Origin of the sequence: Sodalis sp. RH21 (assembly GCF_047324175.1) — a bacterium.
Classification (GTDB): domain Bacteria; phylum Pseudomonadota; class Gammaproteobacteria; order Enterobacterales; family Enterobacteriaceae; genus Acerihabitans.
This window is the reverse complement of sequence record NZ_CP178732.1, coordinates 4646136-4665552: the sequence shown is the minus strand read 5'-3', so window position 1 is coordinate 4665552 and position 19417 is coordinate 4646136. Positions and strand designations below refer to the sequence as shown.

The following is a 19417-nucleotide window of genomic DNA, read 5'->3' as shown; positions in this document are numbered from 1 at the left end:
GTGATCCACGGAATTTTTTATACCCCTTACGCATTTATTGGCCGCTGCCTGTTAATCAGACCTGGCCGTGACGAGATTTGAATAATTATGTTATCTAAACTGCTTACAAAAGTTTTTGGAAGTCGCAACGACCGCACCCTGCGGCGCATGAGCAAGACCGTAGAAATCATCAACCGGATGGAACCGGATATGGAGAAGCTGACCGACGCCGAGCTGGCCGCGAAAACCATCGAGTTTCGCGCCCGTTTGGAGAAAGGCGAATCCGTCGACAGCTTATTGCCCGAATCCTTTGCCGTGGTGCGTGAAGCCAGCAAACGGGTCTTCGGCATGCGTCACTTCGATGTCCAGCTGCAGGGCGGCATGGTGCTTAACGACCGCTGCATCGCTGAAATGCGCACCGGCGAAGGTAAAACCCTGACCGCCACCCTGCCGGCCTACCTGAACGCCCTGAGCGGCAAAGGCGTGCACGTGGTCACCGTCAATGATTACCTGGCGCAGCGCGATGCCGAAAACAACCGTCCGCTGTTCGAGTTCCTCGGCCTGACCGTCGGCATCAATTTGCCGAATATGCCGGCGCCGGCCAAACGTGCCGCCTACGCTGCCGACATTACCTACGGCACCAACAACGAATACGGGTTCGATTACCTGCGCGACAATATGGCCTTCAGCCCCGAAGACCGCGTGCAGCGCAAGCTGCACTACGCGCTGGTGGATGAGGTCGACTCCATCCTGATCGATGAAGCCCGTACGCCGCTGATTATTTCAGGGCCGGCGGAAGACAGCTCCGAAATGTATATGCGGGTGGATAAGCTGATCCCGCATCTGATCCGCCAAGATAAAGAAGACTCCGATTCGTTCCAGGGGGAAGGCCATTTCTCGGTGGACGAAAAATCCCGCCAGGTCAACCTGACCGAACGCGGCCTGGTGCTGATTGAAGAACTGATGGTCCAGGCCGGCATCATGGAGGAGGGCGAGTCGCTTTATTCCCCGGCCAATATCATGCTGATGCATCATGTGACCGCCGCGCTGCGCGCCCACGTGCTGTTCGCCCGCGACGTGGATTATATCGTCAAAGACGGCGAGGTGATTATCGTCGATGAGCATACCGGGCGCAGCATGCCGGGTCGCCGCTGGTCCGACGGTTTGCACCAGGCGGTGGAAGCCAAGGAAAACGTCGCCATCCAGAACGAAAACCAGACCCTGGCATCCATCACCTTCCAGAATTACTTCCGCCTGTATGAAAAGCTGGCCGGGATGACCGGGACCGCCGATACCGAAGCGTTTGAATTCAGCTCGATCTACAAGCTGGACACCATCGTGGTGCCCACCAACCGTCCTATGATCCGCAAAGATTTGCCGGATCTGGTCTATATGACCGAAAAAGAGAAGATCGACGCGATCATCGAAGATATCAAGACCTGTTCAGCCAAAGGCCAGCCGGTGCTGGTGGGTACCATCTCCATTGAAAAATCCGAGGTGGTATCGCACGAGTTGGAAAAGGCCGGCATCGAACATAAAGTCCTGAACGCCAAATTCCACGCCATGGAAGCGGATATCGTGGCCCAGGCCGGGTCGCCGGGCGCCGTCACCATCGCCACCAATATGGCCGGCCGCGGGACGGATATCGTGCTCGGCGGCAGCTGGCAGGCGGAAATCTCCCATCTGGAAGATCCTACGGAAGACGATATTACCGCCCTCAAGGCCGCATGGCAGATTCGCCATGATGCGGTGCTGGCCTCCGGCGGGCTGCATATCATCGGCACCGAACGTCATGAATCGCGCCGTATCGATAACCAGCTGCGCGGGCGTTCGGGTCGTCAGGGGGATGCCGGGTCTTCTCGCTTCTACCTGTCGATGGAAGATGCCTTGATGCGCATCTTCGCCTCTGACCGCGTGACCGGCATGATGCGCAAACTGGGCATGAAGCCGGGCGAAGCCATCGAGCATCCGTGGGTGACCAAGGCCATCGCCAACGCACAGCGTAAAGTTGAAAGCCGCAACTTCGATATCCGCAAACAGTTGCTGGAATACGATGACGTCGCCAACGACCAGCGCCGGGCCATCTACAGCCAGCGTAATGAATTGCTGGATGTCGCGGATATCAGTGAAACCATTATCAGCATCCGCGAAGACGTACTGAAAACCGTGCTTGATAACCATATTCCGCCGCAGTCGCTGGAGGAAATGTGGGACGTGCCGGGGCTGGAAAGACGCCTGAAAGACGACTTCGATCTGGATATGCCGATTGCCGAATGGCTGGACCAAGAACCGGGTCTGCATGAAGAAACCCTGCGCGAGCGCATCCTGGAAAAAACGCTGGAGCAATATCAGCGCAAAGAGGAAGTGGTCGGCGTCGAGATGATGCGCAGCTTTGAAAAAGGCGTGATGCTGCAAACCCTCGATTCGCTATGGAAAGAACATCTGGCGGCCATGGACTACCTGCGCCAGGGTATCCATCTGCGCGGTTATGCCCAAAAAGATCCGAAGCAGGAGTACAAACGCGAATCTTTCGCCATGTTTGCCGCCATGCTGGAATCGCTGAAGTATGAAGTGATCAGCACCCTGAGCAAGGTACAGGTGCGGATGCCGGAAGAAGTCGAGGCGTTGGAGCAACAGCGCCGCGAAGAAGCCGAGCGCCTGGCGCTGCAGCAGCAGTTGAGCCACCAGGCCGAACCGGTGTTAAACGATGTGCCGGCCCTGGCGAATCAGCCGGTGCACGAAGGGCGCAAAGTAGGGCGTAACGACCCGTGCCCGTGTGGCTCCGGCAAAAAATACAAACAATGCCACGGCAAATTGCAGCAATAAGATAGGGCCGGCTCCGGTTCGGGAGCCGCCAGGAAATGCTTTTATAATTGCAGCAACAAGATAGGGCCGGTTCCCGAGGAGGGCGCCGCCCGGCAATGCCTTTATTTTCGGAGTACCTGTGACAATGACGATACGCACAATTGCCGTAGGCATTATCCGTAATGCGCAGCAGCAGATTTTTATCGCCCAGCGGCCGGCGGAATCCCATATGGGCGGTTTCTGGGAGTTTCCCGGCGGCAAAATGGAAGAGGGCGAAACCCCTGAGCAGGCGCTAAAACGGGAATTGCTGGAAGAAACCGGTATCCAGGTGGAGCGGGCCGAACTGCTGTCCACCAGCCAGCACCAGTTCGCCGATCGGCAAATGGCTTTCTATTTTTTCCTGGTTGAGCGGTGGCAGGGGACGCCGTACGGTAAAGAGGGCCAGCCGGTGCGCTGGTGTCCGCAGGCGGAACTGAAAGCCGATGAGTTTCCGCCGGCCAATGCGGCTATCATCCGCCAACTGGCCGCCAGTCTTTAATCCCCGCCGCACCCGGGCCGCGGGGCATTATCGCCCTAACGCTGGTCTTCGCTCCAGTCATCGCTGTCGGTGATTTGCCTATCGCTGGGGATCGCTTTCTTTTCATCGGCCCACTCGCCCAGATCGATTAACTGGCAGCGTTTACTGCAAAATGGCCGGAATTGGCTTTGCGGACCCCACTCCACGTCCGTACCGCAGGTCGGACAATTGACTACCATGACATCATTACTCATTTAGCACTCCAACAGCTTAACGATACGATCTTAGCTCAACACCAGGCGGTCAACAGCAGGCCAGTTCAAAGGGCAGGCGGTTCGGAATAACGCCTTTTTCGCTGTCCATGGATAAAAATCGAATGGCATAGCGGGTTTTATGGCCGGATACCTGCGGATAGAGCTGATACAGCAAAGGTATGCGCATGCGCAGCAAATCCGCGTCTTCGGCGTTGTCCTGGAAAAAACCGTTCAGGCTGATAAGGCTTTTAAACGGTTCGGAATGACGCACCAGCTCCAGCGCCATGGTTAATGCGCTATGCAATGGGTCCAGGGTTTTCAGCCAGACCGCCGTCTGATGGTCCCGCTGTTCCTGGGGCAGGTGCAGCCAAAGATGCAGGCCGGGCAAATCAAAGCTGCAGCAGCCGCCGGGAATCGACAACCGCTGGCGTACCGAACCGATTAACCGATCCTCGCGCAGCGCCTGTCCCAGGCGCGGTGCGGCCATTAATACCGCGCCGCAGTTTTTGAGTTCGCTGCGCAGGGTGCGCACGCGCTCGCTATCCACGCCCGGCACGCCGTCCCACTGCAGCATTTTTTGCTGCTGCCGGTCCAGTTCCTTGAGCATTTCAGTTCGGACATCGCCGCGCTCAAGCACATCCAGCAGATCGGAAAGGGTACGGAAAAAGGGTAATGCGCTTGAGATGTCAGTCAACGTCGGATAGTTATACAGTTGTTGCAGTAAAAATTCCAGGCGCAGCCAGGTGCGCATTTTTTCATTTAAAGGATGCTCAAAAAGCACCGATGTCGAGTAAACGTCACTCATTATAATTAATCCTGTCGGGTTGCTGATGCCGCAAGCTGAAGATATCGGCGGTGCAGCCTAGCCACACTGGCCGTAATCTCTTCGGGACGCCCACTATTATCTATAATATCATCGGCGCAGGCCAGACGCTGTTCGCGGGTGGCCTGCGCGGCAAGAATATTCTCAATTTGACCGCGGCTGATGCCGTCGCGGCGCAAAGTACGGGCGATTTGGATTTCTCGATCCACATCCACCACCAGTACCCGGTTTGCCTGGGATTGCAAATGGTTTTCAATCAGCAGCGGCACGACCCATAAGACGTAATCGCCGTCGGCGCGGTCTATTTGTTGCCGGGTTTCACGCTGGATCAAGGGATGGAGCAAACCGTTGAGCCACGCCTTGTCCCCCGGCGAGCTGAAAATGCGCTGGCGCAGCCGGGCGCGGTCCAGCGTCCCGTCGGGCAGCAGGATGTCGTCGCCAAAACGGGCATGAATGGCCCGCAGCGCGTCGCCGCCCGGCTCGACGACCTGACGGGCGATGACATCGGCGTCGACAATCGTGGCACCCAGTTCGGCGAAGGCGTTGGCCACGGTACTTTTGCCACTGCCAATCCCCCCTGTTAATGCAACAATATAACGCATAGAGTGTGCGGTCTCCCTCTCTGCCCGTTCGCAGATAAATTGGTACGATTGTAGCGTAAATCCGGGCATTTTCGCAGTCTTGCCGTAAGAATAATCCGGCGTATGATACCGTTACTGGAATTGGCATTCTCGTACCCGAACTTTACCAGCGACTCGTCGCCATTGACCAGGAATAGCCCTGATGCGTATTGAAGAAGATATTAAATTAGGTTTCAAAGACGTTCTTATCCGCCCTAAGCGTTCAACGCTCAAAAGCCGCTCCGACGTTGAGTTGCAGCGCGAGATCACCTTTAAACATCCGGGTTGTACCTGGGCGGGCGTACCCATCATCGCCGCCAATATGGATACCGTCGGGACGTTCCGCATGGCCGAGGCGCTGGCCGCGTTTGATGTGCTGACCGCGGTGCATAAACATTATACCGTTGAGCAATGGCGCGATTTTGTTGCGCGTGTCCCGGATTCCATTTTACGCCACGTTATGGTCTCCACCGGCACGTCGGAAACCGACTTCGTAAAAATGAAGCAGATCCTGGCCCTGTCGCCGCTATTGACGTTTATTTGTATCGATGTCGCCAACGGCTACTCCGAACATTTTGTCAATTTCGTGCAAAAAGCCCGCGAGGCTTGCCCGGATAAAGTGATTTGCGCCGGCAATGTGGTGACCGGCGAGATGGTGGAAGAGCTGATTCTTTCCGGCGCCGATATCGTTAAAGTGGGGATCGGCCCCGGTTCGGTATGCACTACCCGCGTCAAGACCGGCGTCGGTTATCCGCAGCTGTCCGCGGTGATTGAATGCGCCGATGCCGCCCACGGCCTAAGCGGCCAGATCGTCAGCGACGGCGGCTGTTCGGTGCCCGGCGACGTGGCCAAGGCCTTCGGCGGCGGGGCGGATTTTGTGATGCTCGGCGGCATGCTGGCCGGCCACGATGAATGCGAAGGCACCGTGATAGAAGAGAACGGCGAGAAATTCATGCTGTTTTACGGCATGAGCTCCGAGTCCGCCATGAAACGCCATGTGGGCGGCGTCGCGCAATACCGCGCGGCGGAAGGCAAAACCGTCAAACTCCCGCTGCGCGGGCCGGTGGAAAACTCCATCCGCGATATCCTCGGCGGCTTGCGTTCCGCCTGCACCTACGTTGGGGCTTCCCGCTTAAAAGAGCTGACCAAGCGCACCACCTTTATCCGGGTGGCCGAGCAGGAAAACCAGGTGTTTACCCAGCTGTAACTCCATTGGGCCGGGGCCAATCCCGGCCGTCTGGCCCTCGCTTGACCTAAATCCGACCCATTACCTCGCCCAGTTGCAGCAGCGGCAAATAAAGCACCAGCACCAGCCCGCACACCGCGCCGCCTACAATCAGCAACAGCAGCGGTTCGACCAACTGCCCCAGCGCATCGGTAAGCTGGTGCGTACGCTGTTCATGGAGCCGGGCCAACTGGTGGAACACCTCATCCAGGGTGCCGGCAAACTCGCCGGTTTTGATTAACTGGTGGCAATGGGGCGGGAAAAGCCGGTGGCGGTAAAAAGCCTGATGCAGGGCGTAACCTTGTTGAATGTGCTGGTGCAGTTGCCACACCGCCTGCCGGTAGCCGGCATGGCCGACGGTATGCGCGGCCGCTGCCAGGCCGCTGTCCAGGGGCACTCCCGCCGGATGGGTCATGGCCAGGGTTTGGAATAGCAGGTATATATTGTGATGGCGAATCAGCGCGCCCAGGCCCGGCAGATATAACAGCCCCATCTGGATATGGCGCCGCCAGCGGGGATGATAATGGCATGCCCGCCGGTATGCCCCATACAGCATGGCGGCGGCCACCCCACCCGCGAGCCCATAACCGCCGGCATGCTCCGCCAGCATCAGCAGGCCGCGGGTCGATGCCGGCAGCGGCGCGCCGAGGCCGGCATACAGCCGGGCGAATTCCGGCAATACCCAGATAAGCATCAGCCCCACCACCGCCGTCGCCGTCAGGCAGATAACGGCCGGATAACGCAATGCCGCCGCCACTCTTTTTTTTAGCCGCTCCCGCCCGATCTCGTGTTCCGCCAGCGAGCGGCAGCAGCAATCCAACCGGCCGGTAAGTTCCCCGAGGGCCGTCATGGCGCAGTACAGCGGCGGGAAAACCTGAGGGAAATCGGCCAGGGCTTGCGACAGGGTCTGGCCCTGTTCGATCTTGGCGCCGAGCAGGCGCAGCAGGCAGCGCCAGCCGGTGCGCGGGTGATCCTGCGCCAGCAGATGCAGGCTCTCCCTGAGCGGCAATCCCGCGCCGAGCAGCGAGGCCAACTGCGACGTCATGGCGGCCAGATGCTGTTTACGCCAATAACCGGCCCCCAGATAGCCGGCGATGCGCACGCGGAACGGCTGCACCTGCTGCCCAATCAATTGCCGGCGGATCGCGACCTTGCCTGCCCCCAGCATATGTCCTGAGCAAAAAGCTCCGTCGGAAGAAAGCCCCCGCCAGGCATATAACCACAGACCGCTCATACGGGCTCCCCCAGCACGCGGGCAAGTTCTTCAAGGGTGGTGACCCCTTGCTCCACCAGCGCCAGACCTGAACGCCATAAACCCTCCGCCGCGTGCGGCCGGGTACCGGTGGCGGCCATCAATAATGTTGGCGACCGGCCGGGCAGCAAATGGAACAGGCCATGCCGTCCCGCATAGCCGTGATGGCATTGTTCACACCCCCCGGCGCGCCAGTGCCGGCGCAGGGATAAACCGGCCGGCAAATGCGGCGCGCCCCCCGGACCGACCTCGGCGCGGGCCTCGGTACCGGTCCCAAAATCCTGCGCCGCCCGGCGGCAGGCCCCGCAAAGCCTGCGCACCAGGCGCTGCGCCATCACCAGCAGCAGGACCGGCCGCACCTGCCCGGCGCTGACCCCGAGATGATGGAAGCGCTGCCAGACGTCGCCGGCGCAGAACGTATGCAGGGTCGCCAGCACCAGGTGACCGGTCTGGGCGGCATGGATGGCGATGGCGGCGGTGTCCCGATCGCGGATCTCCCCCACCATGATGACATCGGGGTCCTGGCGGAGCAGGGCGCGCAGCAATACGGGAAAATCCAGCCTGGCCTTCGGGTTCACCTGGCACTGGGTAATGCCCGGCAAGGGGATTTCCACCGGGTCTTCCACGCTGCAAATATTGAGCCGCTCGCGGCGCAGGGCATTGAGGGCGGCGTAAAGCGTCATGGTTTTGCCGCTGCCGGTCGGCCCGGACAATATTATTAAGCCCTGGGGCTGGCGCAACAGGCGTAAAAATGGCTGTCTGACGGCCGGGGGCATGCCCAGCCGTTCCAGGCACAGCCCTTCCAGGGAGCCCCGCAGCAGGCGCAGCACAATTTTTTCTCCCCGCAGGGTGGGCAGCGTGGAGAGCCGAAATGAGCAGGCGTTCTCCGGCGGACCGAAGGCGAACTGCCCGTCCTGCGGGAGGCGCCGCTCGGCGATATCCAGCCGGGCCATGATTTTCAGGCCAACCAGCAGCCGCGCGGCCAGGGCTGATGGGCAAGCCGCGCTTTCATGCAGCACGCCGTCGATGCGCATGCGGATACGGTAATCAGCCGACTCCGTGGGTTCGATATGGATATCGGAAGCCTGGCGCTCGATCCCCTGGTTAAGCAATCCGCCGATATACTCATCCAGCCCCCCCGCGTTATCCATGTTATCAATGGCGGCCATCATGGTTCTCCCTGCGCTTCATCAAAACGAAACAGCGCCTGGCAGGGTTCCAGCAGATGCCCGGCATCCCCGGCGGCGTGGCAGCGGCGGTTCCAGGCCAGTCCTGCGGTGTGACGCCTGGGCGCCAGGGTCAGGGTCAATCCCGCTAACGCTTCCCTGCCGCTCAGGCTAATGACGCCTTCGCGCACCTCCACCCGATCCACATAGCGGGACGACAGGCCGTCGGGAATGCCTGACTGACCCGCGCGGCATTCCGTAAGCCCGCCGTGTTGCAGCGCACACAGTTCCACCGCCGACTTATAGGGCGCGAGCATATGCAGCATGTCCGTCATGGCGGCGCGATCCAAATAACGCTGGTAGCCGGGTATGCCGATAGCGCTCAGCGTCGCGATAATAGCGATGACCACCATTAGCTCCACCAATGTAAATCCCTGTTGATTGCTCATTGTCCTGGCGATCCTTGGCCGTTATCACCAGGGGGAGGATAGCGGAGCCGCAGCGGGGCGGCCAGGGCCCATCGGCGGATGGGGAACGGCAATCGCAAAAAAACGCGCTGTGTGACCATCGGTTTAGGAATCTTGCGCGTTAAACCGCAAAATAAAGCCCAAGGAGGTAACAAAAAGGCCTTCGGTCATTACCGAAGGCCTGATACGGTGCAATCGCCCATTGCGGGGAAGACGGCAAGCGGGTTATTGAAACCGCATGGAGAGATCGAGCGCGCGGATGTGTTTGGTCAGCGCGCCGACGGAGATAAAATCCACGCCCGTGCCGGCAAATTCAGGCAGCGTTTCAAGGGTGACATTGCCGGAAACTTCCAGCAGGGCGCGGCCCTGGGTGGCGGCCACGGCCCGCTGCATATCGGGCAGGGAGAAGTTATCGAGCATAATGATATCGGCGCCCGCGTCCAGCGCCTGGCGCAGTTCATCCAGGCTCTCCACTTCTACTTCCACGGGGACATCGGCGCGCAGGGCCACGGCGTTTGCCACCGCGTTGGCGATGGAACCGGCGGCGATGATATGGTTCTCTTTAATCAGGAACGCATCGGCCAGGCCCAGGCGATGATTGCCGCCGCCGCCGCACAGTACCGCGTATTTAAGGGCGGTACGCAGGCCTGGCAGGGTTTTGCGGGTGTCCAGGAGCTGGGTGCGGGTGCCGGCCAGCAGGTCGACATACCGCTTGACCTCGGTGGCCACGCCGGACAGCGTCTGCACGAAGTTCAGCGCGGTACGCTCGCCGGTCAGCAGGATATGCGCCGGCCCGCTCAAAGCGCACAGCGGCTGGTTGACGCGCACCGACTCGCCATCCTTGACCTGCCAGTCCACCGCGATCTGTCCGCCCAATTGGCTGAACACCTCCTCCAGCCAGCGCTGACCGCAGAATACACCGTTTTCGCGGGTGATAATCGTCGCTTGCGCTTGGCGATCCTGCGCGAGCAGCCGGGCGGTAATATCCGCCTGCGGATCGGTTACGCCGCCCAGATCTTCGCGCAGCGCCTGGGTCACGGATAGCGGGATATCATGCTGAATACGTTCGAGCAATTCGGCCCGGCGGCGTTCGGTGTCATAACGACGTGTCGGCATCAAAAACTCCGAAATAGCGAATAAAGAGTACAGGAGAAACATGCTACCCTGTTGCTGGGATAAGTGCCACCGTCGAACCATGGGAGGTTAAACATGCACTTGGAAAATGGCTGGATATCAGGGGTTAAACGCGTTCCTTCCCCCCACTGCGATACCCGTCCCGACCACGAAGCGCCTTCGCTGCTGGTCGTGCATAATATCAGCCTGCCGCCGGGCCGGTTCGGCGGCCCTTATATCGACCGGCTGTTTACCGGCACCCTCAATCCTGACGATCACCCTTTTTTCCAGCAGATATACCAACTGCGGGTTTCCGCCCATTGCCTGATCCGGCGCGACGGTGAAATTGTGCAATACGTGCCTTTTGACCAGCGCGCCTGGCACGCCGGCGTATCGGCATTCGCCGGGCGCGAGCGCTGCAATGACTTTTCCATTGGCGTAGAGCTGGAAGGCACGGATAATCTACCTTTCACCGATACGCAATATTGCCGCCTGGCCGCGCTGACCCTGTTGTTGATGCAGCATTTCCCCATTACGCCGGCGCGCATAACCGGCCACAGCGATATTGCTCCCGGCCGTAAAACCGATCCCGGTCCGGCGTTTATGTGGCATCATTACCGACAGCTGATTTCACGCCGCGCAGACCGCGACAACAGGGAGAACCCGGGTTCATGACGCTTTTCACCTTATTATTGGTATTGGCTTGGGAACGCCTGTTCAAGTACGGCGAGCATTGGCAGTTGGATCATCACCTTGAGCGGGTATTCAATCGGGTCCGCCATGCTTCCCTGGCCCTGACCATTTTGATGACCCTGTGCTGGATGATCGCCGTGGCGTTATGCCTGCGGCTGGCGGCGAACTGGTTTTTCGGCGTGCCGCTGCTGCTGCTGTGGGTGGTCATTTCGCTGCTGTGCATCGGCGCGGGCGGAGTGCGCAAACATTACCGGGCTTACCTGACAGCCGCGGGGCGCAATGATAGCCATGCCTGCGACGCCATGAGCGAAGAGCTGGCCCTGATTCACGGCCTGCCGGTGGATTGCGATAAAGAAGAACGCCTGCGGGAACTGCAAAACGCCCTGCTGTGGATTAATTTCCGTTTTTACCTGGCGCCGTTGTTCTGGCTGGTGGCGGGCGGACCTTATGGGCCGGTGGCCCTGGCCGGTTATGCGTTCCTGCGCGCGCTGCAAACCTGGATGGCCCGCCGCTCCACGCCGCTCAAACGGGCGCAGTCGGGTATCGATATGCTGCTGCACTGGCTGGATTGGATTCCGGTGCGCCTGGCTGGCGTGGCCTACGCATTGCTGGGGCACGGCGAAAAAGCGCTGCCCGCCTGGTTTGCCTCGCTGGCGGATCTGCATACCGGGCAATATCAGGTGCTGACCCGGCTGGCGCAATTTTCCCTGGCGAGGGAACCCCACCTGGACGAGGTCCATACGCCGCGGGCCGCCGTGACGCTGGCAAAGAAAATCACCATGGTTATCGTCGTGGTCACCGCCCTGCTGACCATCTACGGCGCGCTGGTCTAGCGCGCCGTTTGCCGGGGTTTGCGCAGGCGCCGCTTTAATGCTGCCGCGCGCCCAGGCCGCCCTGGCTTTTTTGCTTGAAGTAAAAACCGATGCCCAACAGGCAAAGCCAGACGGGAATCAGGTACACGCAAATCTCCATTCCCGGCGTCATCAGCATAACCACCAGGATGGCGGCCATAAACAGCAGGCAGAGATAATTGCCGAACGGATACCATAACGCTTTGAACTTGGTCACTTTGCCCTGGCGGGACAGGGTGCGGCGAAATTTCAAATGCGCCAGGCTTATCATGCCCCAGTTGATGACCAACGCGGAGACGACCAGCGACATCAGCAGGCCGAAGGCCTTGCCCGGCATCAAATAGTTGATCAATACGCAGATGGCGGTGGCCAATGCCGAAACGCCGATGGCCATGACCGGTACGCCGCGCCCGTCGACCTTTGACAACGCCTTGGGACCGTTGCCCTGGCGCGCCAGGCCGTACAGCATGCGGCTGTTGCTGTATACGCAGCTGTTATACACCGACAGCGCCGCGGTCAACACCACGAGATTGAGGATCGTGGCTACCCAGTCACTGTTAAGCGCATGGAAAATCAGTACAAACGGACTGCCGCCTTCCACCACCTTGCCCCAGGGGTACAAGGACAGCAGAATAGTCAACGAGCCGATATAAAACAGCAGGATGCGATAAATAACCTGGTTGGTGGCTTTAGGAATGCTGTATTCGGGATTATCGGCTTCCGCCGCGGTAATGCCCACCAGTTCCAGGCCGCCGAACGAAAACATAATCACCGCCATCGCCATGACCAGGCCGCCGACGCCGTTAGGGAAGAATCCGCCCTGCGCCCACAGATTGGACACGCTGGCTTCCGGTCCGCCGTGGCCGCTGACCAATAGCCAGGCGCCGAAAATGATCATGGCGATAATGGCCACCACTTTGATAATGGCAAACCAAAATTCCATCTCGCCGTACACTTTGACATTGGCCAGATTAATCGCGTTGATCACCACGAAAAATACCGCCGCCGAAATCCAGGTAGGCAGGTCCGGCCACCAATAGTGCATGTAAATGCCGACGGCGGACAGCTCGGCCATGGCAACTAAAACATACAGTACCCAATAATTCCAGCCCGACGCAAAGCCGGCGAAATTACCCCAGTACTTATAGGCAAAATGGCTGAATGACCCGGCAACCGGCTCTTCAACCACCATTTCACCCAATTGGCGCATGATCAGGAAGGCGATGAAACCGCCAATGGCATATCCCAGAATAACCGACGGTCCCGCCATTTGAATCGTTTGCGCAATGCCCAGAAAAAGCCCGGTCCCAATTGCTCCCCCCAAAGCGATGAGCTGAATATGACGATTTTTCAGCCCGCGTTTCAGCGTCTCTCCGCGCTGTTTACCTTCCATCTTGAAATCCTCTGTCGTTGCGGCCAGCGGTTAACCGCAGCATCGCTTGCGGTTTGTAAGCCCTGCATTACATTTAATGTACGTTATTTTTTACGCGAGCCTACTAGCGAAATGTGTTCGCGGGCTGTTGTCGGCACAAGAATAGTGTTATGCAAAAAAGTTTGCACCTGATTTATCGGGTAACCGGCAGAAATTCAAAAACAGCATGATCTGGCTCACTTAAGCGGGCGGCAGAACGGCGGGGTATTTTGTAACTATAATGTTAAAAAAACATTCAACATGGATAGTTATGCAATGTTTGGCTATTTTATGCAGTTAATTTTTTGCTCAAACGGTTCAGCCAAAAGATCGTGACGTTGCAATAAGGTTAAATTTGTCATTATGCATTTTCAGTGGATGGTGCTGGATGGTTATCGAAATGCAGCACAAGCATAGTGCAATTGTTTAAATGTGCTGCCTTTTATGATTTAGGTCAAAGCCATCATGGACAGAAGGTGAATACTTTGTTACTTTAGCGTCACGTTTATGAAATTGGTATTACCAATTGACTCCGCGCAATTCGCACAGATGATTATAAATGGCCTATAGTAAAATCCGCCAAGCAAAACTCTCGGATGTTATCGAGCAGCAACTGGAGTATTTGATCCTCGAAGGGACATTGCGTCCCGGCGAAAAGCTGCCCCCGGAGCGCGAACTCGCAAAACAGTTTGACGTTTCCCGGCCGTCCCTGCGTGAAGCCATCCAGCGCCTGGAAGCGAAAGGTTTGCTTCTGCGTCGCCAGGGCGGCGGAACATTTGTGGAAAGCAATCTTTGGCAGAGCTTCAGCGACCCGCTGGCTGAATTGCTGGCCGAACACCCTGAATCGCAATACGATCTGCTGGAAACCCGCCATGCCCTCGAAGGTATCGCCGCGTATTACGCCGCCCTGCGCGGCACGGAAGAGGATATCGACCGCATACGCGATTGCCATCAGATTATCCAGCAGGCCCAGGAAAACGGCGATCTCGACGCCGAGGCCGACGCCGTGATGCAGTATCAAATCGCTGTCACCGAAGCCGCCCATAATGCGGTTTTATTGCATTTGGTGCGCTGCATGGGGCCGATGCTGGAGAAAAACGTACGGCAGAATTTTGAATTGCTCTACTCGCGCCGGGAAATGCTGGCGCAGGTGAGCAGCCACCGCGCTGGAATTTTTGCGGCGATAGTGGCTCGCGAGCCGGAAAAGGCCCGCGAGGCGTCACATCGCCATCTGGCGTTTATTGAGGAAATCTTGCTGGACCTCAGTCGGGAACATAGTCGGCGTGAACGATCGCTGCGCCGGCTCCAGCAACGCAAAGACTAAGTGCCCGGCGACGGGCGCTGAAAACGGCAACGAAAGCAATGAGCCTGTCTTCGTGTGTTCTAACGCGCAAGCGGAAACGAGCGCAGGAAGACAGGCTCCAACTAAACCAATTAATAGCGATAGATAAGGAACACCACCATGTCAGAACGTTTATACAATGACGTGGATCCGATCGAAACACGCGACTGGCTACAGGCGATCGAATCGGTTATCCGTGAAGAGGGTATTGAACGCGCGCAGTTCCTGATTGATCAGGTACTCGACGGCGCGCGTAAAGGCGGCGTCAGCATTGCTGCCGGCGCTTCGGGCCGTAATTATATCAATAGCATCCCGGTTGAAGACGAGCCTGAATACCCCGGTAATCTGGAACTGGAACGCCGCATCCGCTCGGCCATTCGCTGGAATGCGGTGATGGCGGTGCTTCATGCCTCGAAGAAGGACATGGATTTGGGGGGCCACATGGCATCCTTCCAGTCTTCAGCGACGATTTATGAAGTTTGCTTCAACCATTTCTTCCGCGCCCGTAGCGATCAGGACGGTGGTGACCTGGTCTACTTCCAGGGCCATATCTCCCCGGGCATTTACGCCCGCGCCTTCGTGGAAGGCCGCCTGACCGAAGATCAGATGAACAACTTCCGCCAGGAAGTGCATGGCAAGGGCCTGCCTTCCTATCCGCATCCGAAGCTGTTGCCTGAATTCTGGCAGTTCCCCACCGTGTCCATGGGACTGGGGCCAATCAGCGCCATTTATCAGGCCAAGTTCCTGAAATACCTGAACCACCGCGGCCTGAAAAACACCACCGCGCAGACCGTGTATGCGTTCCTGGGCGACGGCGAGATGGATGAGCCGGAATCCAAAGGCGCGATTACCATCGCGACCCGTGAAAAACTCGATAACCTGGTCTTCATCATCAACTGCAACCTGCAGCGCCTGGACGGCCCGGTCACCGGCAACGGCAAGATCATCAACGAGCTGGAAGGCATTTTTGGCGGCGCCGGCTGGGAAGTGATCAAAGTTATCTGGGGCAGCCGCTGGGACGAACTGCTGCGTAAAGATACCAGCGGAAAGCTGATCCAGTTGATGAACGAAACCGTCGATGGCGATTACCAGACCTTTAAATCCAAGAACGGCGCTTATGTCCGCGAGCACTTCTTCGGCAAATATCCGGAAACCGCCGCGCTGGTAAAAGATATGAGCGACGACGAAGTCTGGGCCTTGAACCGTGGCGGCCACGATCCGAAGAAAGTATTCGCCGCGCTGCAAAAAGCGCAGAAAACCACGGGCAAACCGGTGGTGATACTGGCTCACACCATCAAAGGCTACGGCATGGGCGAGACGGCGGAAGGCATGAATATCGCCCACCAGGTCAAGAAGATGAATATGGACGGGGTGCGTTATTTCCGCGATCGTTTCAATTTGTCGCCGGTGGTTTCCGACGAGAGTATCGAACAGCTGCCGTACATCACCTTCAAGGAAGGTTCGGAAGAGCACACCTACCTGCATGAACGCCGCAAGGCGCTTAACGGTTATCTGCCGACCCGCCTGAAAAACTTCACCAAGCCGCTGGAACTGCCGACCCTGCAGGATTTCGGCGCGCTGTTGGAAGAGCAGAAGAAAGAGATCTCCACTACCATCGCGTTTGTGCGCGTGCTGAACGTGATGTTGAAGAACCCGTCGATCAAAGATCGCCTGGTGCCGATCATCGCCGACGAAGCGCGTACTTTCGGTATGGAAGGCCTGTTCCGCCAGATCGGTATATACAGCCCGAACGGCCAGCAATATACGCCGCAGGACCGCGAACAAGTGGCTTACTATCGCGAAGACGAGAAAGGGCAGATCCTGCAGGAAGGCATCAACGAACTGGGCGCGGCCTCATCCTGGCTGGCGGCGGCGACGTCATACAGCACCAATGACCTGCCGATGATCCCGTTTTATATCTACTACTCCATGTTCGGTTTCCAGCGCATCGGCGATTTGTGCTGGGCGGCGGGCGACCAGCAGGCGCGCGGATTCCTGATCGGCGGCACCTCCGGGCGCACCACCCTCAATGGCGAAGGCTTGCAGCATGAAGACGGCCACAGCCATATCCAGTCCCTGACCATCCCGAACTGTATCTCCTACGATCCGGCATATGCCTACGAAGTCGCGGTCATCATGCATGACGGCCTGACCCGTATGTACGGCGAAGCGCAGGAAAATGTCTATTATTACCTGACCACGCTGAACGAAAACTACCATATGCCGGCGATGCCGGAAGGCGCGGAAGAGGGAATCCGCAAGGGTATCTACCGGCTGGAAACCCTAGAAGGCAGCAAAGGCAAGGTTCAACTGCTGGGCTCCGGCGCCATCCTGCGTCATGTCCGCGAAGCCGCCGAAATCCTGGCCAAGGATTACGGCGTCGGTTCCGACGTCTATAGCGTGACGTCCTTCACCGAACTGGCGCGCGATGGCCAGGATTGCGAACGCTGGAATATGCTGCACCCGGGCGAAACGCCGCGCGTGCCGTATGTCGCCCAGATCCTGAGCGACGCGCCGGCGGTGGCGTCCACCGACTATATGAAACTGTTTGCCGAACAAATCCGCAACTTCATTCCTGCCAGCGAATTCCGTGTTCTGGGCACCGATGGATTCGGTCGTTCCGACAGCCGCGAAAACCTGCGTCATCATTTTGAAGTGGATGCGTCCTATGTAGTTGTGGCTGCGCTGGGCGAACTGGCCAAACGTGGCGATATCGGCACCGACGTGGTAGCGCAAGCCATCACCAAGTTCGGCATCGATGCGGATAAAGTCAACCCGCGCTTGGCATAAGAGGTAGAGAAATCAATGGCTATTGAAATTAACGTACCGGATATTGGTACCGATGAAGTTGAAGTCACCGAAGTGCTGGTCAAGGCCGGTGATAAAGTTGAAGCCGAACAGTCGCTGATCACCGTTGAAGGTGACAAGGCGTCCATGGAAGTCCCCTCGCCGCAGGCGGGGGTTATCAAAGAGCTGAAAGTGGCCGTGGGCGATAAAGTGACCACCGGCAAGCTGATCATGACCTTTGAGGATGCAGGCGGCGCGGCGGATAAAGCTCCTGAACCGGCCCAGGCCCCAAGCGACGCCAAACCCGAGGCCAAACCCCAGGGCGGGGCCGCGGAAAGTAAAAACGTCGAAGTGCCGGATATCGGCGGCGACGAAGTGGAAGTCACCGAAGTGATGGTGAAAGTCGGCGACACCGTGGCCGCTGAACAATCGCTTATCACCGTCGAGGGCGATAAAGCTTCGATGGAAGTGCCGGCGCCGTTTGCCGGCAAAGTCAAAGAGATCAAAATCAGTACCGGCGATAAAGTCAGCACCGGCTCCCTGATTATGGTGTTCGAAGTGGAAGGCGCCGGCGGCGACAGCGCGGCGCCTGCGCCTGCGCAGGAAAGCAAGCCTGCCGCGCCGGCCCAGGCCGGCGGCGCTTCCGGCGGCACGAAAGAAGTGAATGTCCCGGATATCGGCGGCGACGAAGTGGAAGTCACCGAAGTGATGGTGAAAGTCGGCGATAAGGTCAGCGCGGAACAGTCGCTGATTACCGTCGAGGGCGATAAAGCCTCGATGGAAGTTCCGGCGCCATTTGCCGGTACCGTAAAAGAAATCAAAATCAGCACCGGCGATAAAGTCAGCACCGGCTCCCTGATCATGGTATTTGAAGTGGAAGGCGCGGCCCCGGCTCCAACTGCCGGGAAGACCGAAACCGCTGCCGCAGCGGCGCCGGCGCCGGCATCCCAGGCCAATAAAAACGCCGCCGCCCAGACCACGACCGCGACTAAAGGCGAATTCGCTGAAAATGACGCTTATGTGCATGCCACGCCGGTGATCCGTCGCCTGGCGCGGGAGTTCGGCGTCAACCTGGCCAAAGTGAAGGGGACCGGACGTAAAGGCCGAATTCTGCGCGAAGATATCCAGTCTTACGTCAAGGATGCGGTTAAACGCGCGGAAGCCGCCCCTGCGGCCGCCGCCGGCGGTTCATTGCCGGGCCTGCTGCCGTGGCCGAAGGTGGACTTCAGCAAGTTTGGCGATACCGAAGAAGTGGAACTGGGCCGTATCCAGAAAATTTCCGGCGCCAACCTGCATCGTAACTGGGTCATGATCCCCCATGTCACCCAGTTCGATGAAACGGATATCACTGAAGTCGAAGCTTTCCGCAAGCAGCAGAATGCCGAAGCCGAGAAGAGAAAGCTGGATGTGAAGATCACCCCGCTGGTGTTCATCATGAAAGCCGTGGCCAAGGCGCTCGAAGAGCTGCCGCGTTTCAACAGCTCATTGTCCGAAGATGGCCAGAAGTTGACGCTGAAGAAATACATCAATATCGGCGTGGCGGTGGATACCCCCAATGGCCTGGTGGTTCCGGTATTCCGCGACGTGAACAAGAAGGGCATTGTCGAGCTTTCCCGCGAGCTGGGTGAAATTTCCAAAAAAGCCCGCGACGGCAAGCTGACCTCTTCGGACATGCAGGGCGGATGTTTCACGATTTCCAGCCTGGGCGGTATCGGCGGCACGGCGTTCACGCCAATCGTCAACGCGCCGGAAGTCGCTATTCTTGGCGTTTCCAAGTCGGCGATGAAGCCGGTCTGGAATGGTAAAGAATTTACCCCGCGGCTGATGTTGCCTCTGTCCCTGTCTTACGATCACCGGGTGATTGACGGTGCGGCGGGTGCCCGCTTTATCAGTTTCATCAACAACGTGATGTCCGATATCCGTCGTCTGGTGATGTAAGCCCGAGGCCGGCCTTCGCGGCCGGCCTGATTGTTTCATGTGACGCTGCCGGGCAGGTTGGTGATGTCCGGCAGGGCAAACAGGTCGCGCGTCGTCCGAACGAGCTTTGCAGATTATTAACATTTCTGTAAACTGGTTTTGACGGAGGCGTCCCGGTGGTGTCGGAGCGTTATG

Annotated in this window: 16 protein-coding genes; 8 read left to right on the top strand and 8 right to left on the bottom strand. The window is 58.3% G+C overall.

Annotation, left to right across the window (positions count from 1 at the left end; genetic code table 11):
* Positions 1 to 87: 87 nt before the first annotated feature.
* Together secA and mutT are read left to right on the top strand one after the other, a co-directional pair.
* Positions 88 to 2805: a preprotein translocase subunit SecA gene (secA, locus tag ACL2XP_RS21555; RefSeq protein WP_413735236.1), complete on the top strand. Its 2718-nt coding sequence runs from the start codon at positions 88 to 90 to the stop codon at positions 2803 to 2805.
* A gap of 124 nt (positions 2806 to 2929) precedes the next feature.
* Positions 2930 to 3322: an 8-oxo-dGTP diphosphatase MutT gene (gene mutT, locus ACL2XP_RS21550; protein ID WP_413735234.1), complete on the top strand. Its 393-nt coding sequence runs from the start codon at positions 2930 to 2932 to the stop codon at positions 3320 to 3322.
* Positions 3323 to 3357: 35 nt separating this feature from the next.
* Here the strand turns inward: mutT and yacG are convergent, their stop codons facing one another.
* The 3 genes from yacG to coaE are packed head-to-tail and all read right to left on the bottom strand — an operon-like array spanning position 3358 to position 4980.
* Positions 3358 to 3555, bottom strand: coding sequence for a DNA gyrase inhibitor YacG (gene yacG, locus ACL2XP_RS21545; protein ID WP_413735232.1), 198 nt, complete (start codon positions 3553 to 3555; stop codon positions 3358 to 3360).
* Between the two features lie 49 nt (positions 3556 to 3604).
* Entirely contained in the window at positions 3605 to 4360 is a 756-nt protein-coding gene (gene zapD, locus ACL2XP_RS21540) for a cell division protein ZapD (protein WP_413735230.1), read from the bottom strand.
* 5 nt (positions 4361 to 4365) lie between these two features.
* Positions 4366 to 4980 carry a dephospho-CoA kinase gene (gene coaE / locus ACL2XP_RS21535; RefSeq protein ID WP_413735229.1) on the bottom strand — a complete coding sequence of 205 codons (615 nt, stop codon included), beginning with the start codon at positions 4978 to 4980 and terminating at the stop codon, positions 4366 to 4368.
* Between the two features lie 181 nt (positions 4981 to 5161).
* Between coaE and ACL2XP_RS21530 the strand changes: the two genes are divergently transcribed.
* A complete protein-coding gene (locus ACL2XP_RS21530; RefSeq protein ID WP_413735227.1) occupies positions 5162 to 6205 on the top strand; it encodes a GMP reductase in 1044 nt (347 codons plus the stop codon).
* A 46-nt stretch (positions 6206 to 6251) separates the two neighbouring features.
* Here the strand turns inward: ACL2XP_RS21530 and hofC are convergent, their stop codons facing one another.
* The 4 genes from hofC to nadC all read right to left on the bottom strand — a co-directional run bounded on the left by hofC (position 6252) and on the right by nadC (position 10224).
* On the bottom strand, positions 6252 to 7457 hold the full coding sequence (gene hofC, locus ACL2XP_RS21525; protein WP_413735226.1) for a protein transport protein HofC: 1206 nt from the start codon (positions 7455 to 7457) through the stop codon (positions 6252 to 6254).
* The gene (locus ACL2XP_RS21520; RefSeq protein WP_413735225.1) at positions 7454 to 8647 is read right to left on the bottom strand and encodes a GspE/PulE family protein; all 1194 of its coding nucleotides are present in this window, start codon (positions 8645 to 8647) and stop codon (positions 7454 to 7456) included. Before ACL2XP_RS21520 ends, hofC begins: the two co-directional genes overlap by 4 nt.
* Positions 8644 to 9090 carry a prepilin peptidase-dependent pilin gene (gene ppdD / locus ACL2XP_RS21515; RefSeq protein ID WP_413735224.1) on the bottom strand — a complete coding sequence of 149 codons (447 nt, stop codon included), beginning with the start codon at positions 9088 to 9090 and terminating at the stop codon, positions 8644 to 8646. Before ppdD ends, ACL2XP_RS21520 begins: the two co-directional genes overlap by 4 nt.
* 243 nt (positions 9091 to 9333) lie before the next feature.
* Positions 9334 to 10224, bottom strand: a complete 891-nt coding sequence (gene nadC, locus ACL2XP_RS21510; protein WP_413735222.1) for a carboxylating nicotinate-nucleotide diphosphorylase — start codon at positions 10222 to 10224, stop codon at positions 9334 to 9336.
* Between the two features lie 93 nt (positions 10225 to 10317).
* Here nadC and ampD point away from each other — a divergent pair, with 93 nt between their 5' ends.
* The gene (gene ampD / locus ACL2XP_RS21505; RefSeq protein ID WP_413735221.1) at positions 10318 to 10896 is read left to right on the top strand and encodes a 1,6-anhydro-N-acetylmuramyl-L-alanine amidase AmpD; all 579 of its coding nucleotides are present in this window, start codon (positions 10318 to 10320) and stop codon (positions 10894 to 10896) included.
* Entirely contained in the window at positions 10893 to 11747 is an 855-nt protein-coding gene (ampE, locus tag ACL2XP_RS21500) for a beta-lactamase regulator AmpE (RefSeq protein WP_413735220.1), read from the top strand. The genes ampD and ampE overlap by 4 nt, the downstream gene beginning before the upstream one ends.
* A 34-nt stretch (positions 11748 to 11781) precedes the next feature.
* On the opposite strand, the gene ACL2XP_RS21495 is transcribed toward ampE, so the two are convergent.
* The gene (locus ACL2XP_RS21495) at positions 11782 to 13158 is read right to left on the bottom strand and encodes an amino acid permease (RefSeq protein ID WP_413735218.1); all 1377 of its coding nucleotides are present in this window, start codon (positions 13156 to 13158) and stop codon (positions 11782 to 11784) included.
* A 577-nt stretch (positions 13159 to 13735) separates the two neighbouring features.
* Between ACL2XP_RS21495 and pdhR the strand changes: the two genes are divergently transcribed.
* The 3 genes from pdhR to aceF all read left to right on the top strand — a co-directional run bounded on the left by pdhR (position 13736) and on the right by aceF (position 19243).
* The gene (gene pdhR, locus ACL2XP_RS21490) at positions 13736 to 14500 is read left to right on the top strand and encodes a pyruvate dehydrogenase complex transcriptional repressor PdhR (protein WP_413735217.1); all 765 of its coding nucleotides are present in this window, start codon (positions 13736 to 13738) and stop codon (positions 14498 to 14500) included.
* A gap of 138 nt (positions 14501 to 14638) precedes the next feature.
* Positions 14639 to 17308: a pyruvate dehydrogenase (acetyl-transferring), homodimeric type gene (gene aceE, locus ACL2XP_RS21485; RefSeq protein ID WP_413735216.1), complete on the top strand. Its 2670-nt coding sequence runs from the start codon at positions 14639 to 14641 to the stop codon at positions 17306 to 17308.
* A 15-nt stretch (positions 17309 to 17323) separates the two neighbouring features.
* On the top strand, positions 17324 to 19243 hold the full coding sequence (gene aceF, locus ACL2XP_RS21480; protein WP_413735215.1) for a pyruvate dehydrogenase complex dihydrolipoyllysine-residue acetyltransferase: 1920 nt from the start codon (positions 17324 to 17326) through the stop codon (positions 19241 to 19243).
* The last annotated feature ends 174 nt before the right edge of the window (positions 19244 to 19417 follow it).